Annotated in this window: 22 protein-coding genes and 1 pseudogene; 19 read left to right on the top strand and 4 right to left on the bottom strand. The window is 69.2% G+C overall.

Annotated features, from left to right (window positions below; genetic code table 11):
- Window positions 1–35 precede the first annotated feature (35 nt).
- From EV640_RS00490 to EV640_RS00435, 12 genes are all read left to right on the top strand, one after another.
- Window positions 36–1,076, top strand: a complete 1,041-nt coding sequence (locus EV640_RS00490; protein ID WP_036474278.1) for a LacI family DNA-binding transcriptional regulator — start codon at window positions 36–38, stop codon at window positions 1,074–1,076.
- Window positions 1,073–2,332, top strand: a complete 1,260-nt coding sequence (locus EV640_RS00485) for a sugar ABC transporter substrate-binding protein (RefSeq protein WP_051500922.1) — start codon at window positions 1,073–1,075, stop codon at window positions 2,330–2,332. Before EV640_RS00490 ends, EV640_RS00485 begins: the two co-directional genes overlap by 4 nt.
- The gene (locus tag EV640_RS00480) at window positions 2,329–3,453 is read left to right on the top strand and encodes a carbohydrate ABC transporter permease (protein ID WP_243832172.1); all 1,125 of its coding nucleotides are present in this window, start codon (window positions 2,329–2,331) and stop codon (window positions 3,451–3,453) included. The genes EV640_RS00485 and EV640_RS00480 overlap by 4 nt, the downstream gene beginning before the upstream one ends.
- On the top strand, window positions 3,450–4,343 hold the full coding sequence (locus tag EV640_RS00475; RefSeq protein WP_133725456.1) for a carbohydrate ABC transporter permease: 894 nt from the start codon (window positions 3,450–3,452) through the stop codon (window positions 4,341–4,343). The genes EV640_RS00480 and EV640_RS00475 overlap by 4 nt, the downstream gene beginning before the upstream one ends.
- A gap of 98 nt (window positions 4,344–4,441) precedes the next feature.
- Window positions 4,442–5,092: a TetR/AcrR family transcriptional regulator gene (locus EV640_RS00470; RefSeq protein WP_051500921.1), complete on the top strand. Its 651-nt coding sequence runs from the start codon at window positions 4,442–4,444 to the stop codon at window positions 5,090–5,092.
- A gap of 107 nt (window positions 5,093–5,199) precedes the next feature.
- On the top strand, window positions 5,200–5,433 hold the full coding sequence (locus EV640_RS00465) for a DUF3107 domain-containing protein (RefSeq protein WP_036474272.1): 234 nt from the start codon (window positions 5,200–5,202) through the stop codon (window positions 5,431–5,433).
- An 11-nt stretch (window positions 5,434–5,444) separates the two neighbouring features.
- Entirely contained in the window at window positions 5,445–7,205 is a 1,761-nt protein-coding gene (locus EV640_RS00460; RefSeq protein ID WP_133725455.1) for a DEAD/DEAH box helicase, read from the top strand.
- An 11-nt stretch (window positions 7,206–7,216) separates the two neighbouring features.
- On the top strand, window positions 7,217–8,122 hold the full coding sequence (locus EV640_RS00455; protein ID WP_051500919.1) for a DNA-methyltransferase: 906 nt from the start codon (window positions 7,217–7,219) through the stop codon (window positions 8,120–8,122).
- Complete coding sequence (locus tag EV640_RS00450; protein WP_133725454.1) at window positions 8,119–9,033, top strand: ABC transporter ATP-binding protein; 915 nt, start codon at window positions 8,119–8,121, stop codon at window positions 9,031–9,033. The genes EV640_RS00455 and EV640_RS00450 overlap by 4 nt, the downstream gene beginning before the upstream one ends.
- The gene (locus EV640_RS00445; RefSeq protein ID WP_133725453.1) at window positions 9,030–9,707 is read left to right on the top strand and encodes an ABC transporter permease; all 678 of its coding nucleotides are present in this window, start codon (window positions 9,030–9,032) and stop codon (window positions 9,705–9,707) included. Before EV640_RS00450 ends, EV640_RS00445 begins: the two co-directional genes overlap by 4 nt.
- Entirely contained in the window at window positions 9,704–10,432 is a 729-nt protein-coding gene (locus tag EV640_RS00440) for an ABC transporter permease (protein ID WP_084479390.1), read from the top strand. Before EV640_RS00445 ends, EV640_RS00440 begins: the two co-directional genes overlap by 4 nt.
- Window positions 10,433–10,526: 94 nt before the next feature.
- The gene (locus tag EV640_RS00435; RefSeq protein ID WP_133725452.1) at window positions 10,527–11,432 is read left to right on the top strand and encodes a glycine betaine ABC transporter substrate-binding protein; all 906 of its coding nucleotides are present in this window, start codon (window positions 10,527–10,529) and stop codon (window positions 11,430–11,432) included.
- Between the two features lie 118 nt (window positions 11,433–11,550).
- On the opposite strand, the gene EV640_RS13760 is transcribed toward EV640_RS00435, so the two are convergent.
- From EV640_RS13760 to EV640_RS00425, 3 genes are all read right to left on the bottom strand, one after another.
- Window positions 11,551–11,769, bottom strand: a complete 219-nt coding sequence (locus tag EV640_RS13760; protein WP_243832171.1) for a zinc-binding dehydrogenase — start codon at window positions 11,767–11,769, stop codon at window positions 11,551–11,553.
- Complete coding sequence (locus EV640_RS13755; RefSeq protein ID WP_243832170.1) at window positions 11,766–12,182, bottom strand: alcohol dehydrogenase catalytic domain-containing protein; 417 nt, start codon at window positions 12,180–12,182, stop codon at window positions 11,766–11,768. Before EV640_RS13755 ends, EV640_RS13760 begins: the two co-directional genes overlap by 4 nt.
- A 90-nt stretch (window positions 12,183–12,272) precedes the next feature.
- Window positions 12,273–13,736: a glutamyl-tRNA reductase gene (locus tag EV640_RS00425; protein WP_243832169.1), complete on the bottom strand. Its 1,464-nt coding sequence runs from the start codon at window positions 13,734–13,736 to the stop codon at window positions 12,273–12,275.
- Between the two features lie 59 nt (window positions 13,737–13,795).
- Here EV640_RS00425 and hemE point away from each other — a divergent pair, with 59 nt between their 5' ends.
- The 5 genes from hemE to hemC all read left to right on the top strand — a co-directional run bounded on the left by hemE (window position 13,796) and on the right by hemC (window position 19,921).
- Window positions 13,796–15,016, top strand: coding sequence for a uroporphyrinogen decarboxylase (gene hemE / locus EV640_RS00420; protein ID WP_133725451.1), 1,221 nt, complete (start codon window positions 13,796–13,798; stop codon window positions 15,014–15,016).
- 11 nt (window positions 15,017–15,027) lie between these two features.
- Entirely contained in the window at window positions 15,028–16,731 is a 1,704-nt protein-coding gene (locus EV640_RS00415; RefSeq protein WP_133725450.1) for a protoporphyrinogen/coproporphyrinogen oxidase, read from the top strand.
- Window positions 16,732–16,865: 134 nt separating this feature from the next.
- Complete coding sequence (hemQ, locus tag EV640_RS00410) at window positions 16,866–17,588, top strand: hydrogen peroxide-dependent heme synthase (protein ID WP_051500833.1); 723 nt, start codon at window positions 16,866–16,868, stop codon at window positions 17,586–17,588.
- Window positions 17,585–18,901 (top strand): ferrochelatase, encoded by a 1,317-nt coding sequence (locus EV640_RS00405; protein ID WP_369797170.1) that lies wholly within the window; start codon window positions 17,585–17,587, stop codon window positions 18,899–18,901. Before hemQ ends, EV640_RS00405 begins: the two co-directional genes overlap by 4 nt.
- Window positions 18,902–19,921, top strand: coding sequence for a hydroxymethylbilane synthase (gene hemC / locus EV640_RS00400; RefSeq protein WP_133725449.1), 1,020 nt, complete (start codon window positions 18,902–18,904; stop codon window positions 19,919–19,921). It abuts the gene before it with no gap.
- Here the strand turns inward: hemC and EV640_RS00395 are convergent.
- Window positions 19,918–20,793: an NmrA family NAD(P)-binding protein gene (locus EV640_RS00395; protein ID WP_166645823.1), complete on the bottom strand. Its 876-nt coding sequence runs from the start codon at window positions 20,791–20,793 to the stop codon at window positions 19,918–19,920. The genes hemC and EV640_RS00395 overlap by 4 nt on opposite strands.
- Window positions 20,794–20,914: 121 nt before the next feature.
- On the opposite strand from EV640_RS00395, the gene EV640_RS00390 reads away from it, so the two are divergent.
- Entirely contained in the window at window positions 20,915–21,727 is an 813-nt protein-coding gene (locus EV640_RS00390; protein WP_133725447.1) for a uroporphyrinogen-III synthase, read from the top strand.
- Between the two features lie 99 nt (window positions 21,728–21,826).
- A pseudogene (gene hemB, locus EV640_RS00385) lies at window positions 21,827–22,801 on the top strand (porphobilinogen synthase); the annotation flags it as partial.
- Window positions 22,802–22,954: the final 153 nt, after the last annotated feature.

Below are 22,954 nucleotides of genomic sequence, written 5' to 3'. Positions count from 1 at the left end.
ACATCGACCTGAAGATCAAGAATCAAGGTGAGCTGATGTTGAACATGCCCCACCCGGCACGCGCCACGATCGTCGATGTCGCGCGAGCCGCGGGAGTCTCGCGCCAGACCGTGAGCAATGCGATCAACAGCCCCGAACGGGTCAGTCCCGATACTCTCTCGAGGGTGCTCCAGGTCGTCGAGGAGCTGAACTACCGTCCCTCCAGCGCCGCCCGCACACTGCGGCACCAGCGGGCGGGCGCGGTGGGCACCGAGCTCAACGCGGTCACGGGCACCCCGAGCGAAGTGGCCCTGCCCTTCCTCACCGCGCTGACCCTCGCCGCCCCGGGCCACGCCTGCCATATGGTGCCCTTCGCCTCGCGAGAGGCGTTCCCGATGCTCAGCGGCTACCAGGACATGGTCCGGCGACGCCTGGTCGACGCCTTCGTGCTCACCGACACCCATCCGGCCGATCCGCGCCCCGACTGGTTGGAACAGGCCGGGATCCCCTATGCCTCCTTCGGGCGCATCTATGACGACTCCTCTCGAGTGTGGTGGGCCGACGTCGACGGTTCCGCCGGCACCAGCGCCGCCGTCGCGCACCTGGCCGAGACCGGGTTCCGCACCGTGGGCTTCCTGGGCTGGCCCGCCGGCTCCGCGGTCGGTGACGACCGCCGGCTCGGCTGGCTCGCAGGGGTCGAGCAGCACGGCCTGGCCCTGGGTCCGGAGGCGGCTGCCCCGCAGTCGCTGAGCCAGGCGATCAGCGCCGCAGAGCGGCTGCTGGATGGCCTTGCGGTCGGGGACGCCGTGGTCTGCGCCTCTGACGTGCTTGCCCTTGGGGTCCAGCAGGCAGCCCTGGCGCGAGGCTGGCGGCCTGGACGCGATATCGGCATCACCGGGTTCGACGGCTCGGCCACGGCCCAGCTGCACGACATCTCGACCCTGGTCCAGCCGCTGGATGAGATCGCCGAACACCTGCTGACAGTCGTGCACGACCAGCTTGCCGGCGCCCCCGCTCCGACCCAGGGCGCACTGTTCCTCCCGACCCTCACTGTTGGTGCCAGTACCGTCACCACATCAATGAAAGGCACGCCATGAAGAACCAGAAGAACCGCCTCGCCGCCCCCTTCGCGGTGGGACTCGCCAGCATCCTCGCGCTCACCGCATGCGGCGGTGACGGCTTCGAGGATCAGGACGCCGGCGGCGACGCCGAGGAGGCCACCTCCGCCGAGGGCGAAGCCAGCCTGGTGATGCTGATCGCCTCCTCCGGTGAGGCGGAGACCGCCGCGGTGGAAGAGGCGGCGGCAGAGTGGGCCGAGGCCTCGGGCAACGAGGTGGAGGTCCGAGTGGCCGCCGACATGAACCAGGAGCTGGCCCAGGGCTTCGCCGGCGGCAACCCGCCGGACATCTTCTACCTCGACGCGGCCCAGGTCGCGCAGCAGGCCTCGGACGGCAACCTCCACGCCTACGAGGCGCAGGACAACGAGGACTACTTCCCCGCCCTGCAGGAGGCGTTCACCTATGAGGACACCCAGTGGTGTGCGCCCAAGGACTTCTCCACCCTCGGGCTGCAGATCAACACCGAGAAGTGGGAGGCCGCGGGTCTGACCGACGAGGACATCCCCACCACCTACGAGGAGCTCGCCGAGGTCGCCGAGACCCTCACCGAGGGCGACACCACCGGTCTGGTCTTCTCTCCCGGCGTGGATCGGGTCGGCGCCTTCGTGGTCGGCAACGGCGGCTGGTGGCTCAACGAAGACGCCACCGAGCCCACCGGCACCAGCGAGGAGGTCCTGGCAGGTCTGGAATACGCCAAGGAGAACATCGCCGAGGGCAGCTTCGCCTATGCCGGGGACGTCGACGCCGGCTGGGGCGGGGAGGCTTTCGGCACCGAGCGCGCCGCCATGACCATCGAGGGCAACTGGATCCGCGGCGCCATGAGCAATGACTACCCGGACGTCGACTACACCGTCGCCGAGCTCCCCGAGGGCTCGGCAGGACCGGGCACCCTGCTGTTCAGCCAGTGCTGGGGCATCGCCGCCGACTCCGAGGCGCAGACCCAGGCCGTCGACCTGGTGAACCACCTCTCCACTCCTGAGCAGCAGCTTGAGTTCGCGGAGGCCTTCGGCGTGATGCCCTCGCGCCAGGCCGCGACCGAGGACTATTCCTCGGCCTTCCCCGAGGACGCACCGTTCATCGCCGGCGGCGACTACGGCCGCGGCCCCGTCAACGCCCCGGACATGACCCAGGTGGTGGCGGATCTGAACTCGCAGCTCGAGGGCATCGCCACCGCAGACCTGCAGCAGATGATGGAGAGCTTCGACTCCAACGCCTCGGCGGTGCTGGAGCAGTGAAGTCTCGAGACCCACAGCGCCAACAGGGCGCGGGGTGGCTCTTCGTCAGCCCGGCGATCCTGGTGCTGGGCGTGTTCCTCGTCGCGCCGATCGGCATGGCGCTGTGGGTCTCGCTCAGCGACTGGAGCGGCAGCGGCAGCCCCATCTCGCGTGATGTGAACTTCATCGGCACGGAGAACTACAACGCGCTGCTGGCGGATCCCGGGCTCGCCCGCCAGGACCTGATGATCTCCTTCCGCAACACCTTCTACTACGTCCTGGGCGTCGTGCCGCTGCAGACCATCCTGGCGCTGAGCCTCGCGGTGCTGCTGAACAACCGGTTCCTGAAGGGCCGCACGTTCTTCCGCACCGCCTTCTACTTCCCCTCGGTGGTCTCCTCGGTCGCCATCTCGCTGCTGTTCCTGTTCCTCTTCGCCGGCAGCGGGGCGATCAACAACGTGCTGGGCTGGTTCGGGGTCAACGGCCCCAACTGGTTCCAGGACTCTCGCGGCCTGATCCACATCTTCGGCGACGCCGTCGGGTTGTGGAGCCTGGCCAGCCCGCCCTCCTGGATGACCGAGCCCTCCGTCATGGGGCTCTCCTTCTGGGAGTGGTTCTCCGGGCCATCGGTGGCGCTGAGCGCGATCATGATGCAGGTCATCTGGACCACCGCCGGGACCTTCATGCTGCTCTTCCTCGCGGGTCTGCAGGACCTGCCGGTGGAGGTCGAGGAGGCGGCGATGGTCGACGGCGCCAATAAGTGGCAGCGCTTCATGAACGTCACGGTCCCGCACCTGCGCCCGACCATCCTGCTGGTGGTGACCCTGGGCTTCATCGGGACCTGGCAGGTCTTCGATCAGATGTATGTCATGACTCAGGGCGGGCCCGCCAAGACCACCCTGACCCCGGCGTATCTGTCCTACCAGGCGGCCTTCACCAATGGTGACTGGGGCCAGGGCGCGGCCATCGCGTTCATCCTCTTCGCGATCATCTTCATCCTGACCACGACCCAGCGCTGGCTGATGCGCGATAAGGACGCCTCAGCCCAGAAGCGCGCCGATCGCGGCGTGAGACGGCGGCAGCGCAGGCGCCCGACCCCAGTGATCGTCGAAGAGACCCAGCGAAAGGCGCAGAGCTCATGAGTGCACCCAGCAAAGACGACCGCGCCCCGATCAGGCCAGTGGTGGCCGCGGTGGGGGAGGGCAGGCCCTCGCGGGTGAAGAAGTTCTGGTTCTACGGGATGCTGATCTTCTTCGCGCTGCTCTACATCTATCCCTTCATCATCCAGCTGGTCACGTCGTTCAAGACCGACCCGGATGCGACCGGCAACGCGCTCTCGCTGACCCCCGACCCCTTCACCACCGGGGCGTGGGAGACGCTGTTCAGCTCCAACTATCCGACCTGGTTCACCAACAGTGTGATCGTCACGCTCTGCGTCACCGTCGGGCGGGTGTTCTTCTGCTCCCTCGCCGGCTACGCGCTGGCCCGGCTGAAGTTCACCGGACGGATCGCGCTGTTCACCGGTCTGCTCGCGGTCATGGCAGTCCCCGGGATCGTGCTGCTGATCCCGAAGTTCCTGATCCTGAACTACATCGGGATCTACAACACCTACCCGGCGCTGATCGTGCCGCTGATGATCGACGCCGCGGGCATCTTCATCATGAAGCAGTTCTTCGAGACCATCCCGGAATCGGTGGAGGAGGCGGCCCGGATCGACGGGGCCAGCACCTTCAGGACCTTCTGGTCGGTGGTGCTGCCGATGGCCAAGCCGGCGCTGATCACCCTGACCATCCTGTCCTTCCAGGGGTCCTGGAACGAGCTGGGACACTTCATCGTGGCCACCAACGACCCGGCCCTCTACACGCTGACCCGCGGCGTCGCCGGGTTCACCACCGGAGGGCTGGGCTCGGGGAATCAATATCCGGTGGCCATGGCGGCGGCGCTGCTGATGACCATCCCGACGGCGCTGGTGTTCATCGTGTTCCAGCGCTATTTCACCCAGGGGGCGAACGCCGGAGCGGAGAAGGGCTGAGCGCCGGCCCGGTGGCATCGGCCACGGCGCTGTCCCGGTGGCCTCTGCCGCGGTGCTCTCCCGGTGGCCTCGGCGCCGGCGCTGAATAGACTGTCCCCATGAGTCAGAGCACCAGAGACCCCGCCGGCATCGTGCGCGCCAAGCGGCTGCCCCGGGAACAGCGCCGGACCCAGCTGCTGGAGTGCGCGCTGCAGGTCTTCGTGGCCCGGGGATATCACGGCGCATCGATGGATGACATCGCCGAGATGGCCCAGGTCTCCAAACCGGTGCTCTACCAGCACTTCCCCGGCAAGCACGAGCTGTTCCTGGGGCTGCTGGACACCCATCTGGGTGCCTTGGAGCATGAGCTCACCCAGGCGCTCTCGACCTGTGAGAACAACAAGGACCGGGTGCAGGCCACCATGGGGGCCTTCTATGAGTTCATCTCCCGCAAGGACGAGGCCTACCGGCTGGTCTTCACCTCGGGCATGGACAACGACGAAGAGGTCGAAGACCGGCTCGAGCGATTCCACGACGACATGGCAGGTGCGATCGCGGAGGTCATCGCCGATGACACCGGACAGCCGATGGCCGAGGCCACGATGCTGGGCCACGGCCTCATCGGCATGGCGCTCTCCGCAGCCCGGCACTGGAGCCGGCTCTCCGAGCGCCCGGACCGTGAGGTCTCCGCCCAGCTGACCGCGCGTTTGGCTTGGCGCGGAATCTCGGGCTTCCCGAAAGAGTCTGAAAGCACAGACAGCGCAAGGTAGGTAGACTCGAACGCAGGTAAACCCGCCCACTTCTCTGCACGCGCCCGCATCCGGGCGGCTGCGGAACTCTTCGAAGTGGGCGCAGCCCATAGATTCAAGGAGTTGGCATGGAAGTACGTATCGGCATTCAGCACGTCTCTCGCGAGATCGTCATCGAGACCGACGCCAAGCCCGAAGAGATCGAGCAGGCCGTGGCCACCGCCATCGAAGGCGCGCAGCCGCTGCTCAGCCTGGAAGACCGCCGCGGCAAGAAGATCGTCGTGCCCGTCGCGTCCATCGGCTATGTGGAGATCGGCTCCGACACCAAACAGACCGTGGGCTTCGCAGCCGCGGTCGCCTAATGAAAGTACCTATGACTGAACAGACCACCGAGTCCTCAGCCGCCGAGATTGACGACAGCATCTCCGCCGTTGACCCCGAGCTCGTGGAGGCCGTCGAAGCCTCCAGCCTCACCTTCGCAGACTTCAACGTGCGCCCCGAGATCGTCGAGGCCCTGGCCGCCAAGGGAATCACCACGCCCTTCCCGATCCAGGCGGAGACCCTTCCGATCGCGCTGGGCGGCTACGACATCATCGGCCAGGCCAAGACCGGCACCGGCAAGACCCTGGGCTTCGGCATCCCCGCCATCCAGCGCGTGACCAGCCCTGATGACCCCGGTTATGACGACCTCCCGGCACCCGGAGCGCCCCAGGCGCTGATCGTGGCCCCCACGCGCGAGCTCGCCGTGCAGGTGGCCTCCGACATCAAGGTCGCCGCGGCACGCCGCGGCATCCGGGTGGCCACCATCTACGGCGGCCGCGCCTACGAGCCGCAGATCGAAGAGCTGGACCGCGGCGTCGAGATCGTCGTGGGCACCCCCGGCCGGCTGATCGACCTGCACCGGCAGCGCCACCTGAAGCTGAAGAACGTCAACATCGTGGTCCTGGACGAGGCCGATGAGATGCTCGACCTCGGCTTCCTGCCCGACGTGGAGACCCTGCTCTCCGCCGTCCCGGAGGTCGGTCGCCAGACCATGCTGTTCTCCGCGACCATGCCCGGCCCGGTGGTCGCCATGGCGCGCCGCTACATGTCCAAGCCGACGCACATCTCTGCTGCGGATCCGCTGGATGAGGGCATCACCAAGAAGGACATCCGGCAGCTGGTCTACCGCGCGCACCACCTGGACAAGGACGAGGTCATCGCCCGTCTGCTCCAGGCCGAGGGCCGAGGCCGCACGATCGTGTTCACCCGGACCAAGCGCCAGGCCGACAGGCTCTCCGCAGAGCTGCAGTCCCGCGGCTTCGCCGCCGGCGCCATCCACGGCGACCTGGGCCAGGGCGCCCGCGAACAGGCGCTGCGCGCCTTCCGCAACGAGAAGATCGACGTGCTGGTCGCCACCGACGTCGCCGCCCGCGGCATCGACGTCACCGACATCACCCACGTCATCAACCTCACCGCCCCCGATGATGAGAAGGCCTATCTGCACCGGGTGGGCCGCACCGGCCGCGCGGGCAAGACCGGCATCGCGGTGACCTTCGTGGACTGGGAGGACATGCCCAAGTGGAAGCTCATCGACAAGGCGCTCGGCCTGGGCATCCCGGAGCCCATCGAGACCTACTCCTCCTCGCCGCACCTCTACGAGGACCTCGACATCCCCAAGGGCACCAAGGGGCGCCTGCCACGGCATAAGCGCTCCAAGGCCGGTCTGGACGCCGAGGAGCTCGAGGACCTGGGCGGACCTGAGAAGCGCAGGTCCAGCGGCGGACGCGGCGATCGGGAACCCGGTCGCGGCGGACGCGGCGGTGACCGCGATGGTGGACGCGGCGGACGCTCCGGCGATCGCGACTCCTCCCGCGGCGCACGCTCCGGCGGCCGGGACTCCGGCCGCGGTCGTGACCGCAGCGAAAGCACTGCTCAGGACTCCGCACCTGCAGCCGAGGGCGCATCCGCTCCGCGCAGCCGCAACCGCCGCCGCACCCGCGGCGGCGAGGACGCCGGCTCCGCCGCGCAGCAGGGTCAGCCTGCCGCCTCCGCTGCGCCGTCCGAAGGCTCAGAGTCCGCCACCCAGCCCAGGCGGCGTCGTCGTCGCGGCGGCTCCGGTTCCGGCGGCGAGAACGCCTCCAGCGAGAGCTGAACGGCAACGATGTGAGTGCCGGGGAGAGTGCTGCGGCGCGCAGCCGCAGCTTCGACCCCACCGGTGGTTCGCAGGTGCTCGAGGGGGAGAACCTCGAGCTCCTGCCGGACCTGCCCGACGGCGCCTTCACCGTGATCTACCTGGACCCGCCCTTCAACACCGGGCGGGCCCAGCGGGCCACCAAGACCACCAACACCCGGCGCCCCGACGGTGAGGGCAACCGGGTGGGCTTCGCCGGACGCAGCTATGACACGGTCCGCCGTGCGCTGGCCGAATACGACGACTCCTTCACCGACTACTGGGAGTTCCTCGAGCCCCGGCTGCTCCAGGCCTGGCGGCTGCTCGCCGATGAGGGCACCCTCTACCTGCACCTGGACTACCGCGAGGTGCACTACGCCAAGGTCCTGTGTGACGCGATCTTCGGGCGGGAGTGCTTCCTCAACGAGATCATCTGGGCGTATGACTACGGCGGGCGCACCAAGAAGCGCTGGCCCACCAAGCACGACACCATCCTGGTCTATGTGAAGAACCCCGCGGGCTACATCTTCAACGCCGAGGCCGTGGATCGCGAGCCGTATATGGCGCCAGGCCTGGTCACCGCCGAGAAGGTCGCGCTGGGCAAGCTGCCCACCGATGTCTGGTGGCACACCATCGTCTCGCCCACCGGCCGGGAGAAGACCGGCTACCCCACGCAGAAGCCGGTGGGGCTGGTGCGCCGGATGGTCCAGGCCTCCTCGAACCCGGGGGACTGGGTGCTCGACTTCTTTGCCGGCTCCGGGACCCTGGGCGCCGTGGCCGTGGAGACCGGACGCCGCTTCATCTGCATCGACTCCTCCCCGCAGGCCATGGATGTGATGGAGAATCGTCTGGGCGAGCATGCGCAGGTCCACCGACAGGCATTGATGGAGGCGTCATGATTGAATTTCGGCAGGTCACCAAGACCTACCCGGACGGGACCACCGCGGTCCAAGACTTCAGCCTGACCGTGCCTTCGCACACGACCACGGTGCTCCTGGGCTCCTCAGGCTGTGGGAAGACCACGCTGCTGCGCATGGTCAACCGGATGGTTCAGCCCAGCACCGGCGCGGTGCTCATCGATGAGGAGGACGTGGCCGCGGCCGAACCGGTCGCGCTGCGCCGCCGCATCGGCTATGTGATGCAGCACTCCGGGCTGCTGCCGCACCGCCGGGTCATCGACAACATCGCCACCGTGCCCCGGCTCAACGGGGCCTCCCGGGCCGACGCCCGGGCCCGCGGCTACGAGCTCATGGAGATCGTCGGCCTCGACGCCGCGCTGGGCACCCGCTACCCCGGCCAGCTCTCCGGAGGCCAGCAGCAGCGCGTCGGCGTGGCCCGCGGACTCGCCGCAGATCCGAACATCCTGCTCATGGACGAACCCTTCGGCGCGGTGGACCCGCTGGTGCGCGTGGAGCTGCAGCGCGAGCTCTCCCGGGTCCAGGCGGAGCTGAAGAAGACCATCATCTTCGTCACCCACGACATCGACGAGGCACTGACCCTGGGGGACCAGATCGTGGTGCTCAAGGCCGGCGGCGAGGTCGCGGCCGCGGGCACCCCGGCCGAGCTGGTGCAGAACCAGCAGGACGAGTTCGTCTCACGCTTCCTGGGCCTGGACTCGGGCCGGCGCTCACTGACCGCGGCCACGGCCGACGACGGCGGCTGGCTGATCTCCGACGCCCAGGGCCGGCCGCTGGGCGTGGTGGACTCCCAGCCCGGCCCGGCGCAGCCTGACCCGGCGCAGACCGACCTTGCGCAGCCCGGCCCTGCGCAGGCCGACCGTGCGCAGGCCGACCGCGTCCAGCGGCCATGAACTGGATCCTGGACAACCTCCCGCGGATCGGGGAGCTGACGCTGGCGCACCTGGCGCTGAGCCTGCCCGCGGTGATCATCGCCTTCGTGCTCTCGATCCCACTGGCCTGGGGCGCGAACCGGGTGCGGGCGCTGCGCGAACCGGTGCTCACCGGTACCGGTCTGCTCTACGCGGTGCCCTCGCTGCCCCTGTTCATCCTGCTGCCCGCGCTGATCGGCACCTCGGTGCGCGATCCGCTCAATGTGGTCATCGCGCTCTCGATCTTCGGCCTTGCGCTGATGGTCCGCTCCGCCGCCGAGGCGCTGGACGCGGTCACCGATGACGTGCGCACCTCCGCCACTGCGATCGGGTTCTCCGGGGTCGGCCGCTTCTTCACCGTGGAGCTCCCGCTGGCCGGTCCCGCCCTGCTCGCCGGGGTGCGCGTGGTCTGCGTGAGCTCGATCAGCCTGGTCTCGGTCAGCGCCGTGCTCGGGGTCAGTTCGCTGGGCTCGCTGTTCACCGACGGCTTCGCTCGCAACATCATCGGCTCCATCGTGGCCGGGATCCTGATGACCGTGGTGCTGGCCCTGATCTGTGACCTGCTGCTGGTCCTGGCCGGGCGGATGCTGATGCCCTGGCAGCACAGCCGCCGTCGTCGTCCGCTGCTGGCCCGGGCGCGGGAGGTCGCGGCATGACCAACATCCTCGAGGCGCTGGAGTGGCTGCTCACCGCCGACGCCTGGTCCGGACCCGGAGGGCTCTGGGTGCGATCCCTGGAACACCTCGGCTACACGCTGATCGCGCTGGGCATCTCAGCGGTGATCGCGCTGCCGCTGGGCCTGGCGATCGGGCACACCCGCAAGGGTCGCGGCATCGCGATCGTCGCGACCGGAGCCGCTCGGGCACTGCCCACCCTGGGCCTGCTCACCCTGGTGGCGCTGTTCACCGGGATCGGGCTCACCGCCCCGATGGTGGCCCTGGTGGTCCTGGCCGCACCCTCGGTGCTGGCCGGCGCCTATGCCGGTGTGGAATCGGTGAACCAGGCCACCGTGGATGCAGCACGCGCGCAGGGGATGAGCGGCTGGCAGGTCCTGACCCGGGTGGAGATCCCGCTGGGGCTGCCGCTGATCCTGAGCGGTCTGCGGCTCGCCGCGCTGCAGATCATCGCCACCGCGACGCTCGCTGCCTATGTCGGTGCCGGTGGGCTTGGACGGCAGCTGTTCCTGGGGCTGCAGACCTATGACTACTCGGTGATGCTCGGCGCCTCACTGGTGGTGATCCTGCTGGCGATCCTGGTGGACGCTGCCTTCGGCCTCACCCAGCGGCTGCTGCGCCGGGTCCCGGGACTGGCTGGGCCGGGAACGGCTCCTGGCACAGGCACCCGTTCGCGCAGGGTCCGGGCGAATATGACTGCGAATTGATCACACTCCGTCAGAGAGCTGAAGTTTCTGCGAAGATTTCTCCCTAGGACAAGTTGCCGCCCAAGTCGGAGCTTCCGAGAGAAAGAGGACGACTATGAAGACCACCGGACTTATGGTCACAGGAACGATCGCCGCTCTGGCACTGACCGGCTGCGGCGGCGGAGACCCGCTCGCCGAAGGCGATGACTCAGAGGGTGAGCAGGGTGAGGCCCTGGTGATCGGATCCCAGCAGTACTACTCCAACACGATCATCGCGGAGCTCTACGCCCAGGCGCTGGAGGCCGAAGGCATCGAGGTCGAACGCGAGTTCGACATCGGCCAGCGCGAGGTCTATGTCTCGGAGATCGAATCCGGGGCCATCGACATCTTCCCCGAGTACGCGGGCAACTTCCTGCAGTACTACGACGAGGACGCCGAGGCGGCGAGCCTGGAGGAGATCACCGCCGCGCTGGGGGAGACGCTGCCGGAGGGTCTGCGCGTGCTGGAACCCGCCGAGGCCACCGACCAGGACAGCTTCGTGGTCACCGCCGAGTTCGCCGAGGAGAACGACCTCACCGAGATCTCCGACCTGGCAGGGATCGAGGATCTGCGGATCGCGGCGAACTCCGAGTTCGAGACCCGCCCCTATGGCCCCGAAGGGCTCCAGGACGTCTATGGCGTGGAGATCAGCGTGGTCACGGTGCAGGACTCCGGCGGTCCGCTGACCGTGGACGCGCTGGTGAGCGGGGACGTGGAGGTCGCCGACATCTACAGCGCCGATCCGATCATCGAAGCCGAGAACCTCGTGGTGCTCGAGGATCCCGAGGAGCTGGTGCTGCCACAGAACGTGCTCCCCGTGGTCTCCGAGCGGGTCGATGACGCCGCAGCCGCGGTGCTCGACGAGGTCAACGCCGCGCTGACCAGCGAAGAACTGATCTCACTGAACAGCCAGAGCGTCGATGAGCAGGCTGACGCCTCCGATGTCGCCGCCGACTGGCTCAGCGAACAGGGCCTGGACTGACCCGACCCGGAGGGGATCCCCTCCGGGGCGCGAAAAATCGTAGACCTGGGGTGAATCGCAGAGCTTGAGCTCTCCGACAAACCCACAGGTCTACGATTTTTTTGTTGTCACGGGGCTCCTAGAACTGGAAGACCAGACGTGCCGCGACCTTGCCGGAGAGCACCTCGGCCATGGCTTCGTTGACCAGCTGCTCCGCCCCCAGCTCCGCGGCGAGGTCGAGCTTGGCCTGCTCGATGTCCACGGCGACGACCGTGCCGCCAATGATGCGCGCGTACTGCACCGCCAGGTGGCCCAGGCCACCGATGCCGAACATCCCGACGCGCTCGGTCGGAGTCACCTTGGCGACCTTGAGCGCCTTATAGGGGTCACTCCTGCGCAGCTGAGCGGGGCCGCCTCGATGGGGCGCATCCCGTCGGGCACCGCGACGACGTACTTGGAGCTGGCCACGGCGTACTCCGCGAAGGCTCCGTGCACGGAGCAGCCGCTGTTGCGCTGGGACTCGCAGAGCGTCTCGCGGCCATCGATGCAGTATCGGCACTGACCACAGGCCTCACCGGCCAGTCTCCCTGGGCGGCATGGATGTCGGTGTGACAGAGGCCGGAGGTCTCCAGACGCACCAGCACCTGGCCGGCCTGCGGGTGCGGCTCGTCGAGCTCGACGATCTCGAGTGGGGATCCTAATGTGTTGACGACGGCTGCCTTCATGAGGTGATGCCTTTCGGTCCAGTGACCGCGCACGCCCATCGCCCAATTGGCCGAGGCACGACGCAGCCCTGCTCCGACCACCCTCCGCCTGAAGTCATTCCTGCAGTCGAGGCGAACGGCCCGGGGAGGGGCCGGCTCAGCTGGCGCGGCGGATGTCCAGGTCGCGCACGGCGTCGATGCGCTCGATCGCGAACTCGCCGGGGCGGTGATGCTGGCAGAACCCGCCGAAGGGGACCTTGGTGAGGTAGCTGGCCATCTGAGCGAGCTCCGCGGCGGAGAACTCTTCGGCGCGCCGACGCTTCGCCGGGGCGGTGCGGGTGGTCTCTTCGCGCACCGTGACCTCGATGCCGTGCAGGTCCTGAAGCGCCCGCACGTAGTCTTCGGTGCGCCCTGCGGCGGCCATCTCGCGGGCCCGCACCGTGGGGGTGTGCAGCATCTTGCGCACGATCCGGCGCACCGCGAACTCCACCTCCTCGGTGGCTCCGGTGCAGCCGTGCTGCCTGCGGATCTTGTCCATCTCCTCATCCAGCAGCGACTGGGTGTGCCGGCGCAGCGCGACGATGGCGTCATCGGCGGTGCGCTCGCGACGCTCGGTGAGGTACGTCTCCACCGCGGAGCGCACGACGTCGCGCGCCTCCTGCACGGAGTCCTCGGTCTCTCCGGGAGCGGCCATCTTCACCGATTCCAGGGTGATCAGGTCTACACGTTCGAGTTCTGCGACGTCGGGATCGAAGTCGTGGGAGAGGGCCAGGTCGATGACGGTCAGCGGCTTCCGCCGGGGGGCGTCCCCGGTGAGTCCGGCCAGGTTCTCGACCTCTTTGGCGGTGATCCGGCGGTTGCCGCCGGAGCAGCCGATGATCACATCGGCCTCACGGAAGGCGGTGGGCAGCTCCTGCATCTGCAGCGCCCGGGCGCCGCCAGCACGTTCGGCCACGAAGTCCTCGGCGCGCCCGGAGCCGGAGAAGACCCCGATATCGGTGACCCCACGCTCGACCAGCTGGGCCAGCGAGGTCCCGGAATAGGCGCCGGTGCCGATCAGCACGACCTTGGCGCCGGGGTAGAAGGCGGGGCCGTCGCCACGCATGTCCCCGGCGATGTCCAGGGCCACCGAGACGATGGAGCGTCCGCGGGAGCCCAGCGCGGTGCGGGTGCCGACATCCTTGGCGGTCCGCGAGGCGGTCTCGAAGAGCTTGGTCAGGCTTCCGGAGATGGTCCCGGCGTGCTGGGCGTCGGCCAGGGATTTGCGCACCTGGCCCGCGATCTCGCGCTCACCGATGACCGCGGAGTCCAGACCGGCGCCGACCTCGAAGAGGTGTGAGACGGCGTCGTCCTCCACCAGAGTGCGGAAGGAGCGCCCGACCAGCTCACGGTCCAGCCCGGAGGTCTCGGCCACGAGGTCGAGCAGCCGCTCCCGGGTGCTCTGGACATCATCATGGGATCCCCCGGTGGACTCTGCGTAGATCTCCATCCGGTTGCAGGTGGCCAGCGTCACGGCAGGCATGTGCACGGACCCGGCCAGCTCGGCCGCTCCTGCGCTGAGAGTGCCCACCGTCTCGAGGTCCAGCTCCGAGTGGGTGGCAACGAGAGAAATAAGTACCACGACGTCATTGATTCTACAGCGGGTCGAACTGTGCCGCGGAAAAGTGGAGAATGTGGCATATGACTTCTGGATCTTTCGCCGGCATGGCCGCGTCCTCTCCGGCCACCGGCTCCGTCACCGCCATCCCGCGGGCAGCCGTACGTTCCCAGGGTTCCACGGCGCAGCTGCCGCAGGACCACCCGCTGCTCACCGGGCTCACCGCCGACTCCGCGCTGCTGAACCAGTATCGCGGCGGACGTAACAGTGCGGGAGAGATCACACGCCCGCACCGCCGCCCGGTGTGGTTCATGCGCCAGGCGGGCCGTTCACTGCCGGAGTACCGGGCGCTGCGTGAGGGCACCACAATGCTGGACAGCTGCCTGGATCCGGCGCTGGCCTCCGAGATCACGCTGCAGCCGGTGCGCCGGCACGACGTGGACGCGGCGATCTTCTTCTCCGACATCGTCATCCCGCTGCGCCTGGCCGGGATCGACGTCGAGATCCAGCCCGGGGTCGGACCGGTGCTGGGCTCCCCGGTGCGCACCCGCGCCGACGTCGAGGCACTGCCCACGCTCGACGACGCCGCCTTCGCGCCGATCACCGAGGCCGTCAAGCGCACCGTGGCCGAGCTGGGCTCCACCCCGCTGGTCGGCTTCGCCGGCGCTCCGTTCACCCTGGCCGCCTACATGGTGGAGGGCAGGCCCTCCCGGGACCACCTCGGCCCGCGCACCATGATGCACGCAGACCCGGAGACCTGGCACGCTCTGGCTTCCTGGGCGGCCGAGGTCTCCGGCCGGTTCATGCGCGCCCAGCTGATGGCCGGCGCCTCCGCCGCGCAGCTCTTCGACTCCTGGGCCGGCTCGCTGAGCCGCGAGGACTATGCCCGGCACGTGCTGCGCCACTCCGCCGAAGCCTTCACTCACGTCAAGGACCTCGGCGGGACCACGCCCGAGGGCCACCGGGTCACCGCCCCGCTGATCCACTTCGGCACCGGCACCGGGGAGATCCTGGACCTGCTGCGCGCGGCCGGCGCCGACGTCGTCGGGGTGGACTACCGGCTGAACCTGGCAGAGGCCACCCGCCGGGTCGGGGCCGAGACCCCGCTGCAGGGCAACATCGACCCGGCGCTGCTGCCAGCGGACTGGCCCACGCTGGAGAAGCATGTCCGCGAGATCATCGCGGCCGGCTCCGGTGCGGCCGGACATGTGCTCAACCTCGGCCACGGGGTGCCCCCGGAGACCGACCCGGAGGTGCTCACCCGCGTGGTCAGCCTGATCCACGAGATCGGCTACGAGGACTGAGCGCTGCCTGGATGAACGCGCCGATCAACGCCCCCTCGAGCGACCCCGCCGACGCTGAGGTCAGCGCCCGGGTGGGCGCGGCCTCCAGTGCCTCCGCCGGCGAGTCAGCCGGGTCGGCCGCCGGTGCGCCGGAGGGCTCACCGACGGGCTCACCGGCCGGGCCGCCGCATGTCGCCGTGGTCGGCGGAGGCATCGCCGGGCTGATCGCCGCCTGGGACCTGGCCCGCGCCGGTGCCACGGTGGCGCTCTACGAGGCCGGAGACCGGCTGGGCGGGGCGATCGGTGCCCACGAGATGGGTGGGGTCGCCTACGACGCCGGGGCAGAGGCCTTCGCGACCCGCTCCCCGGTGGTGCCGAAGCTGCTGCAGGAGCTGGGTCTCCACGAACAGGTGGTGGCTCCGCAGCACTCTGCGGCCTGGCTGCAGCTGCCGGATCTGGCGGCCCCGCTGCCGGCCACCGGGATCTTGGGCATCCCCGCCGATCCGATGGCCCCCGATGTGGTGGCGATTCTGGGCGAGGCGGAGGCGCGCCGCGCCGCCGAGGACCTCACCGCCTCCATGGAGTCCTGGGTGCAGGCCGACGCCGCCCGATCCGGGCAGATCACGCTGGGCGAGGTGGTCCGGGACCGGATGGGCCAGGCCGTGCTGGACCGGCTGGTCACCCCGATCGTGTCCGGGGTGCATTCGGCCGACCCGGATGACCTGGACATGAACAACGCCGCCCCCGGACTCTTCGAGGCGATGCTGCGCGAGGGCTCGCTGGCCCGCGCCGTGGCCCTGGTGAAGTCCAAGGCCCCGCCAGGCTCCGCGGTGAACTCGCTGCATGGCGGGCTCAACCGCCTGGTCGGCGCCCTGGAGGCGGAGCTGCTTCGGCTCGGCGTGGAGCTCCGGCTCAACACCGAGGTCACCGACCTGGCCGCGCTGATCGCCGACGAGGGCCCGGATCATGTGATCCTCGCCCTGGATGCCCCTGCCGCGGTGCAGCTGGTCGGGTCCGTGGTCGACCTGAGCGGACTGGACCTCACCGGCCTGACCCCCGGCGGAGCGCAGGAGGCCCCGGGCGGTGCGAAGGAGGCCCCCGGCGGTGAGCACGGGGCCGCTGGGCTGAAGCAGGGGGCCGCCGCGCCGGACCGCGGCGTCGCCCTGGTCTCGATGATCCTCGACGCCCCGGAGCTTGATGACCACCCGCGCGGCACCGGGGTGCTGGTGGCTCCGCAGGTACAAGACATCGCAGCCAAGGCGATGACGCACATCAGCTCCAAATGGGAATGGGCGGACACCGCCGTGACCCACGCGCACGGGCCCGGCCACCACGTGGTGCGCCTGTCCTACGGACGGGTCGGGCCGCGGCATCAGGAGGCACTGGGCGCGGAGTCCAGCGACGAGCAGCTGCTTGCCGCCGCCGCAGCCGACATCGGCGCACTCTTCGGGATCCCCATCGACGCGGACCAGATCCTCGAGGCCAGCGTGATCCGCTGGCGCAAGGCGCTGCCGCAGAGCTCCGCCGGGCACGCCGAGCGGATCACCGCGCTGCGTGAACGCCTCGCCGAGGCCTCCGCCGCGGGGTCGGCCCAGGAGTCCACCGCGGTGCAGCCCTCGGGGGAGCGGCGGCCCGGGCTGCACATGATCGGCGCCTGGTTCGCAGGCACCGGGCTGGCCCGGGTGGTGCCCGACGCACGGGCCGCCGCCGTGACGATCCTGCGCACCTCTCGCTGAACCCGCCACACCGGTCATACCTGCGTGAGCGGTCCGTCACTTTTTTCGACGTCATGTAGAAAACCGTGGAAGGCCGGGCGATAAGCTGGATGCGGGACATCACCACCTAGGCCCCGCACGGACGATCAATGCTGATGGAGGCATCTGTGAGCTACGGCAGCAACGCTCAGCGCACGCCCGAAGAGGTCAACACCTCGGGCAAGGACTGGTTCACCCTCTACACCGTCTTCGCGCGGACCGGATCCGCGCCGCAGGGCGCTGACGTGGAGGTCGAGTTCGATGAGCTCGCCGGAACGTTCGCCGATCAAGAGGTCAGCTTCCGCGGCACCTACGACGTCTCCGCCATGCGCGATGAGGCCGACATCCTCACCTGGGTCACCGGTCCCTCCGCCGAGGACCTGCAGGCAGCGGTGCGCCGCATCCGCCGCACCGCGATGTTCTCCCAGACCCGGATCGCGTTCTCCGCGATGGGCGTGCACCGCACCGCCGAGTTCGCCCGCAGCCACGTCCCGGCCTACGCCCTCGGGGTGCCCCCGGAGGACTGGCTGGTCATCTACCCGTTCAACCGCTCCTATGACTGGTACCTGCTGGACCCGGCCAAGCGCGGAAAGATGCTGCGCGAGCACGGCCTGCTCGGCCAGGAGTTCCCCTCGGTGCTGGCCAACACCACCTCCGCGTTCGCGCTGAACGACTGGGAGTGGCTGCTCGCGCTGGAGGCGCCGAAGCTCACCGACCTGGTGGACATGATGCGCAAGCTGCGCGAGTCCGAGACCCGCTATCACGTGCGTGACGAAATTCCCTTCTATACCGGCCGCCGCCTGAAGGCCGCGTCGGAGATCGCTGAGGTCCTGCTGTGACGATCACCCCAGACAACACCGAGTCGGCCGAGAACACCGGCCCGGCCCACCCGACCGAGACCTCCGATCACCCCACCGAGGAGCAGGCCGCCTCGGCAGTGGCGGACTCCTCTCAGACCACACCCACCCCGGGCACCGAGACCTCGCCCGAGGCCGCCGAGGTCCCGGCCCCGCTGCCGGTGGACTACGCGGAGGGCTCCACCAAGGACGAGCCGGGCAACTATGACGCGATCCTGCTCGCCTCCTTCGGCGGTCCCGAGGGTCAGGACGACGTGCTCCCGTTCCTGCGCAACGTGACCCGCGGTCGCGGGATCCCGGATGAGCGGCTCGAAGAGGTCGCCACCCACTACCGCGCCAACGGCGGGATCAGCCCGATCAACGAGCAGAACCGGGACCTCAAGGCCGCACTGGAGGCCGAGGTCGCCGCCCGCCAGCTGGACATCCCGATGTACTGGGGCAACCGCAACTGGAACCCCTTCTTCACCGAGACCTTCCGCGAGATGCACGCCGCCGGACACCGCCGGATCCTGGCGCTGGTCACCTCCGCGTACAACGGCTACTCCTCCTGCGGGCAGTACCGCGAGGACTTCTCGCTGACCCTGGACGAGACCGGGCTGCGCGAGGAGATGAGTGTGGTGAAGGTCCGCCAGTTCTTCATGGACAAGGCGTTCATCGACCCGTTCAAGGACGCCCTGGCCGCGGGCATCGCCGACGTCCGGGCGCAGCTGGAGCAGGCCGGCAAGGCCGAGGCGCAGCCGAAGATCGTCTTCGTCACTCACTCCATCCCCAGCCGCAACGCCGAGGCCATGGGCCCGGACCGGGTGATCGAGGAATACGGCACCGACGTCTACTCGGCCGAGCACCTCGCCGTCGCCCGCCACCTGATGGCCAGCGTCCCTGAGGCCGAGGGTCTGGAACACTCACTGACCTTCCAGTCCCGCTCCGGCAGCCCGAAGACCCCCTGGCTGGAGCCAGACATCAACGACGCCCTCACCGAAGATGCCGAGGCCGGCGTCGCCGGTGTGGTGGTGATGCCCATCGGCTTCGTCTCCGACCACATGGAGGTGCTCTGGGACCTCGACACCGAGGCCAAGGACACCGCCGCGGAGCTCGGCCTGGCCTACCACCGTGCCGCGACCCCGGGCATCCAGGAGAAGTTCGTCTCCGGACTCGTCGATGTGCTCAGCGAGTACCTCCAAGGCGTCAACGGCGAGCCCGTGGGCTTCGGCGAGCAGGTCGTGCCCGGCAAGTGGTCCGGCATCTGCGGACCCTGCAACTGCACCCGCTTCCGCAAGGACGTCCAGAGGAGCTAGATGGCGACATTCACCGTAGGCACCCGCGGCAGCAAGCTCGCACTGACCCAGACGACGACGGCGGCGGAAGCGCTCGCCTCCCACGCCGAGGCCGGCTACGAGCTGATCACGGTGAAGACCGAGGGTGACATCCTCACCGGACCGCTCGCGCAGATGGGCGGCACCGGGGTCTTCGCCTCCGCGCTGCGCCAGGCGCTGTTCGACAAGACCTGCGACGTGGCGGTGCACTCGCTCAAGGACCTGCCCGCCAAGGACCTCGAGGGGCTCGCGATCGCCTCGGTGCCCTCCCGGGAAGACGTGCGCGACGCGCTGTGCTCCGCTGATGATGTGCCTCTTGCGCAGCTGCCGCAGGGCGCGAAGGTGGGCACCGGGTCCCCGCGCCGCGCCGCCCAGCTGCGCGCGGCACGGCCTGATCTTGAGATCGTGGACATCCGCGGCAACGTGGGCACCCGGCTGGCCCGGGTCCGCGGGCACGGGTCTGCTGCCGAGGCCTCGCCGCAGGCGCCGAATGCCGCCCGAGGTGACCTGGACGCCGTCGTGCTCGCCGGCGCCGGCCTGAAGCGACTCGGCCTGGAGCATCACATCGCCGAGCTGATCCCCACTGAGGTGATGCTGCCCGCCCCCGGCCAAGGTGCCCTGGCCGTGGAGGTCCGCGCCGAGGACGCCGAGCCCACCGCCCCGCTGGGCATGGCGCTGGCGCTCTACGACGACATTCCCGCCCGGCTGGAGACCTCAGCGGAACGGGGGCTGCTGGCCCGGCTCAACGCCGGCTGCTCAGCACCGATCGGCGGACTCGCCCGCTATGACGACAACCCCGACGGCGGCGCCACCCTGCGCCTGGACTCGGTGATCTGTGCCCCCGACGGGACCAGGACGCAGCGCGCCGGAGCCGAGATCTCGATCGAGGCCGGGGCGGACCGTCGGGTCTCGGTGGACCGTGCGATCCAGCTCGGGACTCAGGTCGCGGAGCAGCTGCTCGCCGAGGACTTCGGGCTGCTCAAGCACGTGGTGGACGCCTAAAGCGTGGGATCCCACACTCCTCGGTGGCGGTGAGCGAACTCAGCGAAGCTCCTGGGGGCTCGGCCCAGCACCTGGGCAAGATCTGCACTGATGCCGGCAGCCTGGCCGAGACGAGCGGCGGTGTAGATCGCGATGGTCACGCACACCATGCCCCAGGGCATGCCCAGTCGCTTTCGGGCATGGAGGCCGTAACGCAGAGCTCCGGGCCGGGTGTATCGCACCGGTCTGCCGAGCTCCGCCGTGAGGATATCGGCGACCTCGGTGTAGCTCAGCGCCTCATCTCCGGTGATCGTCCATGCCAAGTTCTTGTGCTCCGCCGGACGGAGCAGTGCGGCGGCCGCGACTGCGCCGACGTCCTCAGCGTCGACGAAGGAGGTTCTCCCGTGCCCGGCCGGAACCATGATCTCATCACGGTCGCGGATGTCTGAGACGTGGGTGGTTGAGAGATTCTGATGGAAGAAGGAAGCCCGCACGAACGTCCAGGACGCTCCTGAGGCCCTCAACCACCTCTCGATCTCAGCATGAGGCACCACCGGGTTCCGTTCCGCCCCCTGCAGGGACAGGAACACGATCTGCGAGAGGCCAAGTTCGCGAGCGTGTTCGAGCGCGGGAATCATCTGTGTCTTGGGTCTTCCCAGCTGTGGCGGTCGCAGCAAGAACATCCGTCGCACCCCGGTGAAGGCACCGCGCCACGTGCCTTCGTCCGTGAAGTCCAGGGCCACCGCCTCGACCCTGTCGCCGAATGCCGCCTGGACCGACTCCACGGTTCTTCCCGCAGCCCGCACCCGAACACCTGCCTCCAGAAGACGCTCGACCACGGCGCGGCCGACATTGCCTGTCGCGCCGGAGACGAGTATCGGTTCTGCTGTCATGGGAAGTCCCTTTCGAGTCATGCGTCCTCTGAAGTCTCCTCGCGCGCGTGGTCGCTGCACGGCACGTGGTTCACACTCTTGGGCACCATTGTCCTCGGACTCTTCTCGGTAAGCTGGCATCATGCGAATCGCCCTGACTCGAGACCCCGCACAGACGGGCCCGTTGGAGGCAGGTCTGCGCGCGGTCGGGCTCCAGGTCCGGTTCCTCCCGGTCACCGAGCAGCGACTCCCTGAGGACACCACCGAGCTGAACACGGCGCTCGGCCGGCTTTCCCGCGGCGACTTCTCCTGGGTGCTGTTCACCAGCGCCAACACCGTCCGGGCTCTGGTGAAGCTGGGCTGGGACGGGACCCTGCCTGCGCAGACGCGCGTCGGCGTCGTCGGTCCCGGCACCGCCCGGGTGCTGCGCACACATACCGGCATCACCGACCCGTGGATGCCGCAGGCCGAGAGCAGCGCCGCCGGGATGATCCAGGAGTTCCCCGAGCCGTCTCCGGGGCAGGACGGTGGGCTGCTGCTGCCACAGTCGGCCCAGGCCCGGTCCGAGCTCCGCGAAGGCCTGAGTGACACCGGTTGGCAGGTCACCCGGGTCAGCGCCTATGAGACCAGCTCTCTGGTGGTGGGCGGGGTTCTGGTCGCTGGAGATCCGCAACGGCGACTGCTGCCGCAGCCGGCGGGTGAGGATCTCCTGGACCTGGACCAGCTCGCCGCCGACCTGCGCCGCGACCGGCTCAGCCATGTAGACCCCACGGTGCTGCTGGTCACCAGCTCCTCTGCGGCCGACGGGCTCGCCGACCTCGGGCTCCCGGAGCGGGTCCGACTGCTGGCCATCGGGCGGCCCACCGCGAAGACTCTCGCCCGCCGAGGCATCCCCGCCTCCGGTGTTCTCTCAGAGCCGAGCGCTGACGCCGTGATGGCCGCCCTGGGTCGCTGAGAACTAGACTGTGCGGCGGCGACACGTTCAGCGGGGCCCTTCCGAGAAGGCCAGCTCGAGCGCACCGACCGCCGTCCCCCTGATCACCAGGAGTAGCACGTGAGTTTCCCCGAACAGCGCCCACGCCGGCTGCGCCGCAGCCCTGCCATGCGCCGGATGGTGGCCGAGACCCGGCTGCACCCGGCCGACCTGATCCTGCCGGTCTTCGTCCGCGAGGGCCTCACCGAACCGGTGCCGATCAGCTCCATGCCCGGCGTCTTCCAGCACACCGAAGCCTCGCTGCTCAACGCCGCCGAGCAGGCCCGCGACCTCGGCCTGGCCGGGATCATGCTCTTCGGCATCCCCGCTAACCGCGACGCCCAGGGCAGCGCCGGCCTGGACCCGCAGGGCATCCTGAATCGCTCCATCCGCGCCGTGAAGGACCGGGTCGGCGATGACCTGGTCGTGATGAGCGACCTGTGCCTGGACGAGTTCACCGATCACGGGCACTGCGGTCTCGTGGACGAGGCCGGCGAGGTGGACAACGACGCCACCCTGGAGGTCTACGCCGAGATGGGCGTGGCCCAGGCCGAGGCGGGCGCCGACGTCGTCGCACCCTCGGGCATGATGGACGGCCAGGTCGCCGTGATCCGGCAGGCTCTGGACGAGGCCGGACACCAGCACGTGCCGATCCTCGCCTACGCCGCGAAATACGCCTCCGGCTTCTACGGCCCGTTCCGCGAGGCCGTGGACTCCCAGCTGAGCGGGGACCGCAAGCAGTACCAGATGGACGCCCCGAACCGCACCGAAGCGCTGCGCGAGGTGGAGATCGACCTCGCCGAGGGCGCGGACATGGTGATGGTCAAGCCGGCCAGCGCCTACCTCGACATCCTCTCGGACACCGCCGCGATCAGCGACGTCCCGGTCTCGGCCTATCAGGTCTCCGGGGAGTACGCGATGATCGAGGCCGCCGCCGCCAACGGGTGGATCGACCGGCGCACGGTGATCACCGAATCGCTGATCGCGATCCGCCGCGCGGGCGCGACCAACGTGCTCACCTACTACGCCGCCGAGGTGGCCGGATGGCTTCGCGAGGAGCTGGGCAGCACGCGGGCGCCGGTGGCGCCGCTTCCCCCGTCCCACAGGGCGCCTGCGGCACCCAGCGCGGACACCCCGGTGCACCCACCGATCCAGCCGCACACGACTGCGGCCCCGGCAGAAGCTGAGGCTGCGACACCGGCGGAGACC

Source organism: Nesterenkonia aurantiaca, from assembly GCF_004364585.1.
GTDB lineage: Bacteria > Actinomycetota > Actinomycetes > Actinomycetales > Micrococcaceae > Nesterenkonia > Nesterenkonia aurantiaca.
The sequence above is the reverse complement of the archived record's forward strand: the minus strand, read 5'-3'. Positions and strand labels throughout refer to the sequence as shown.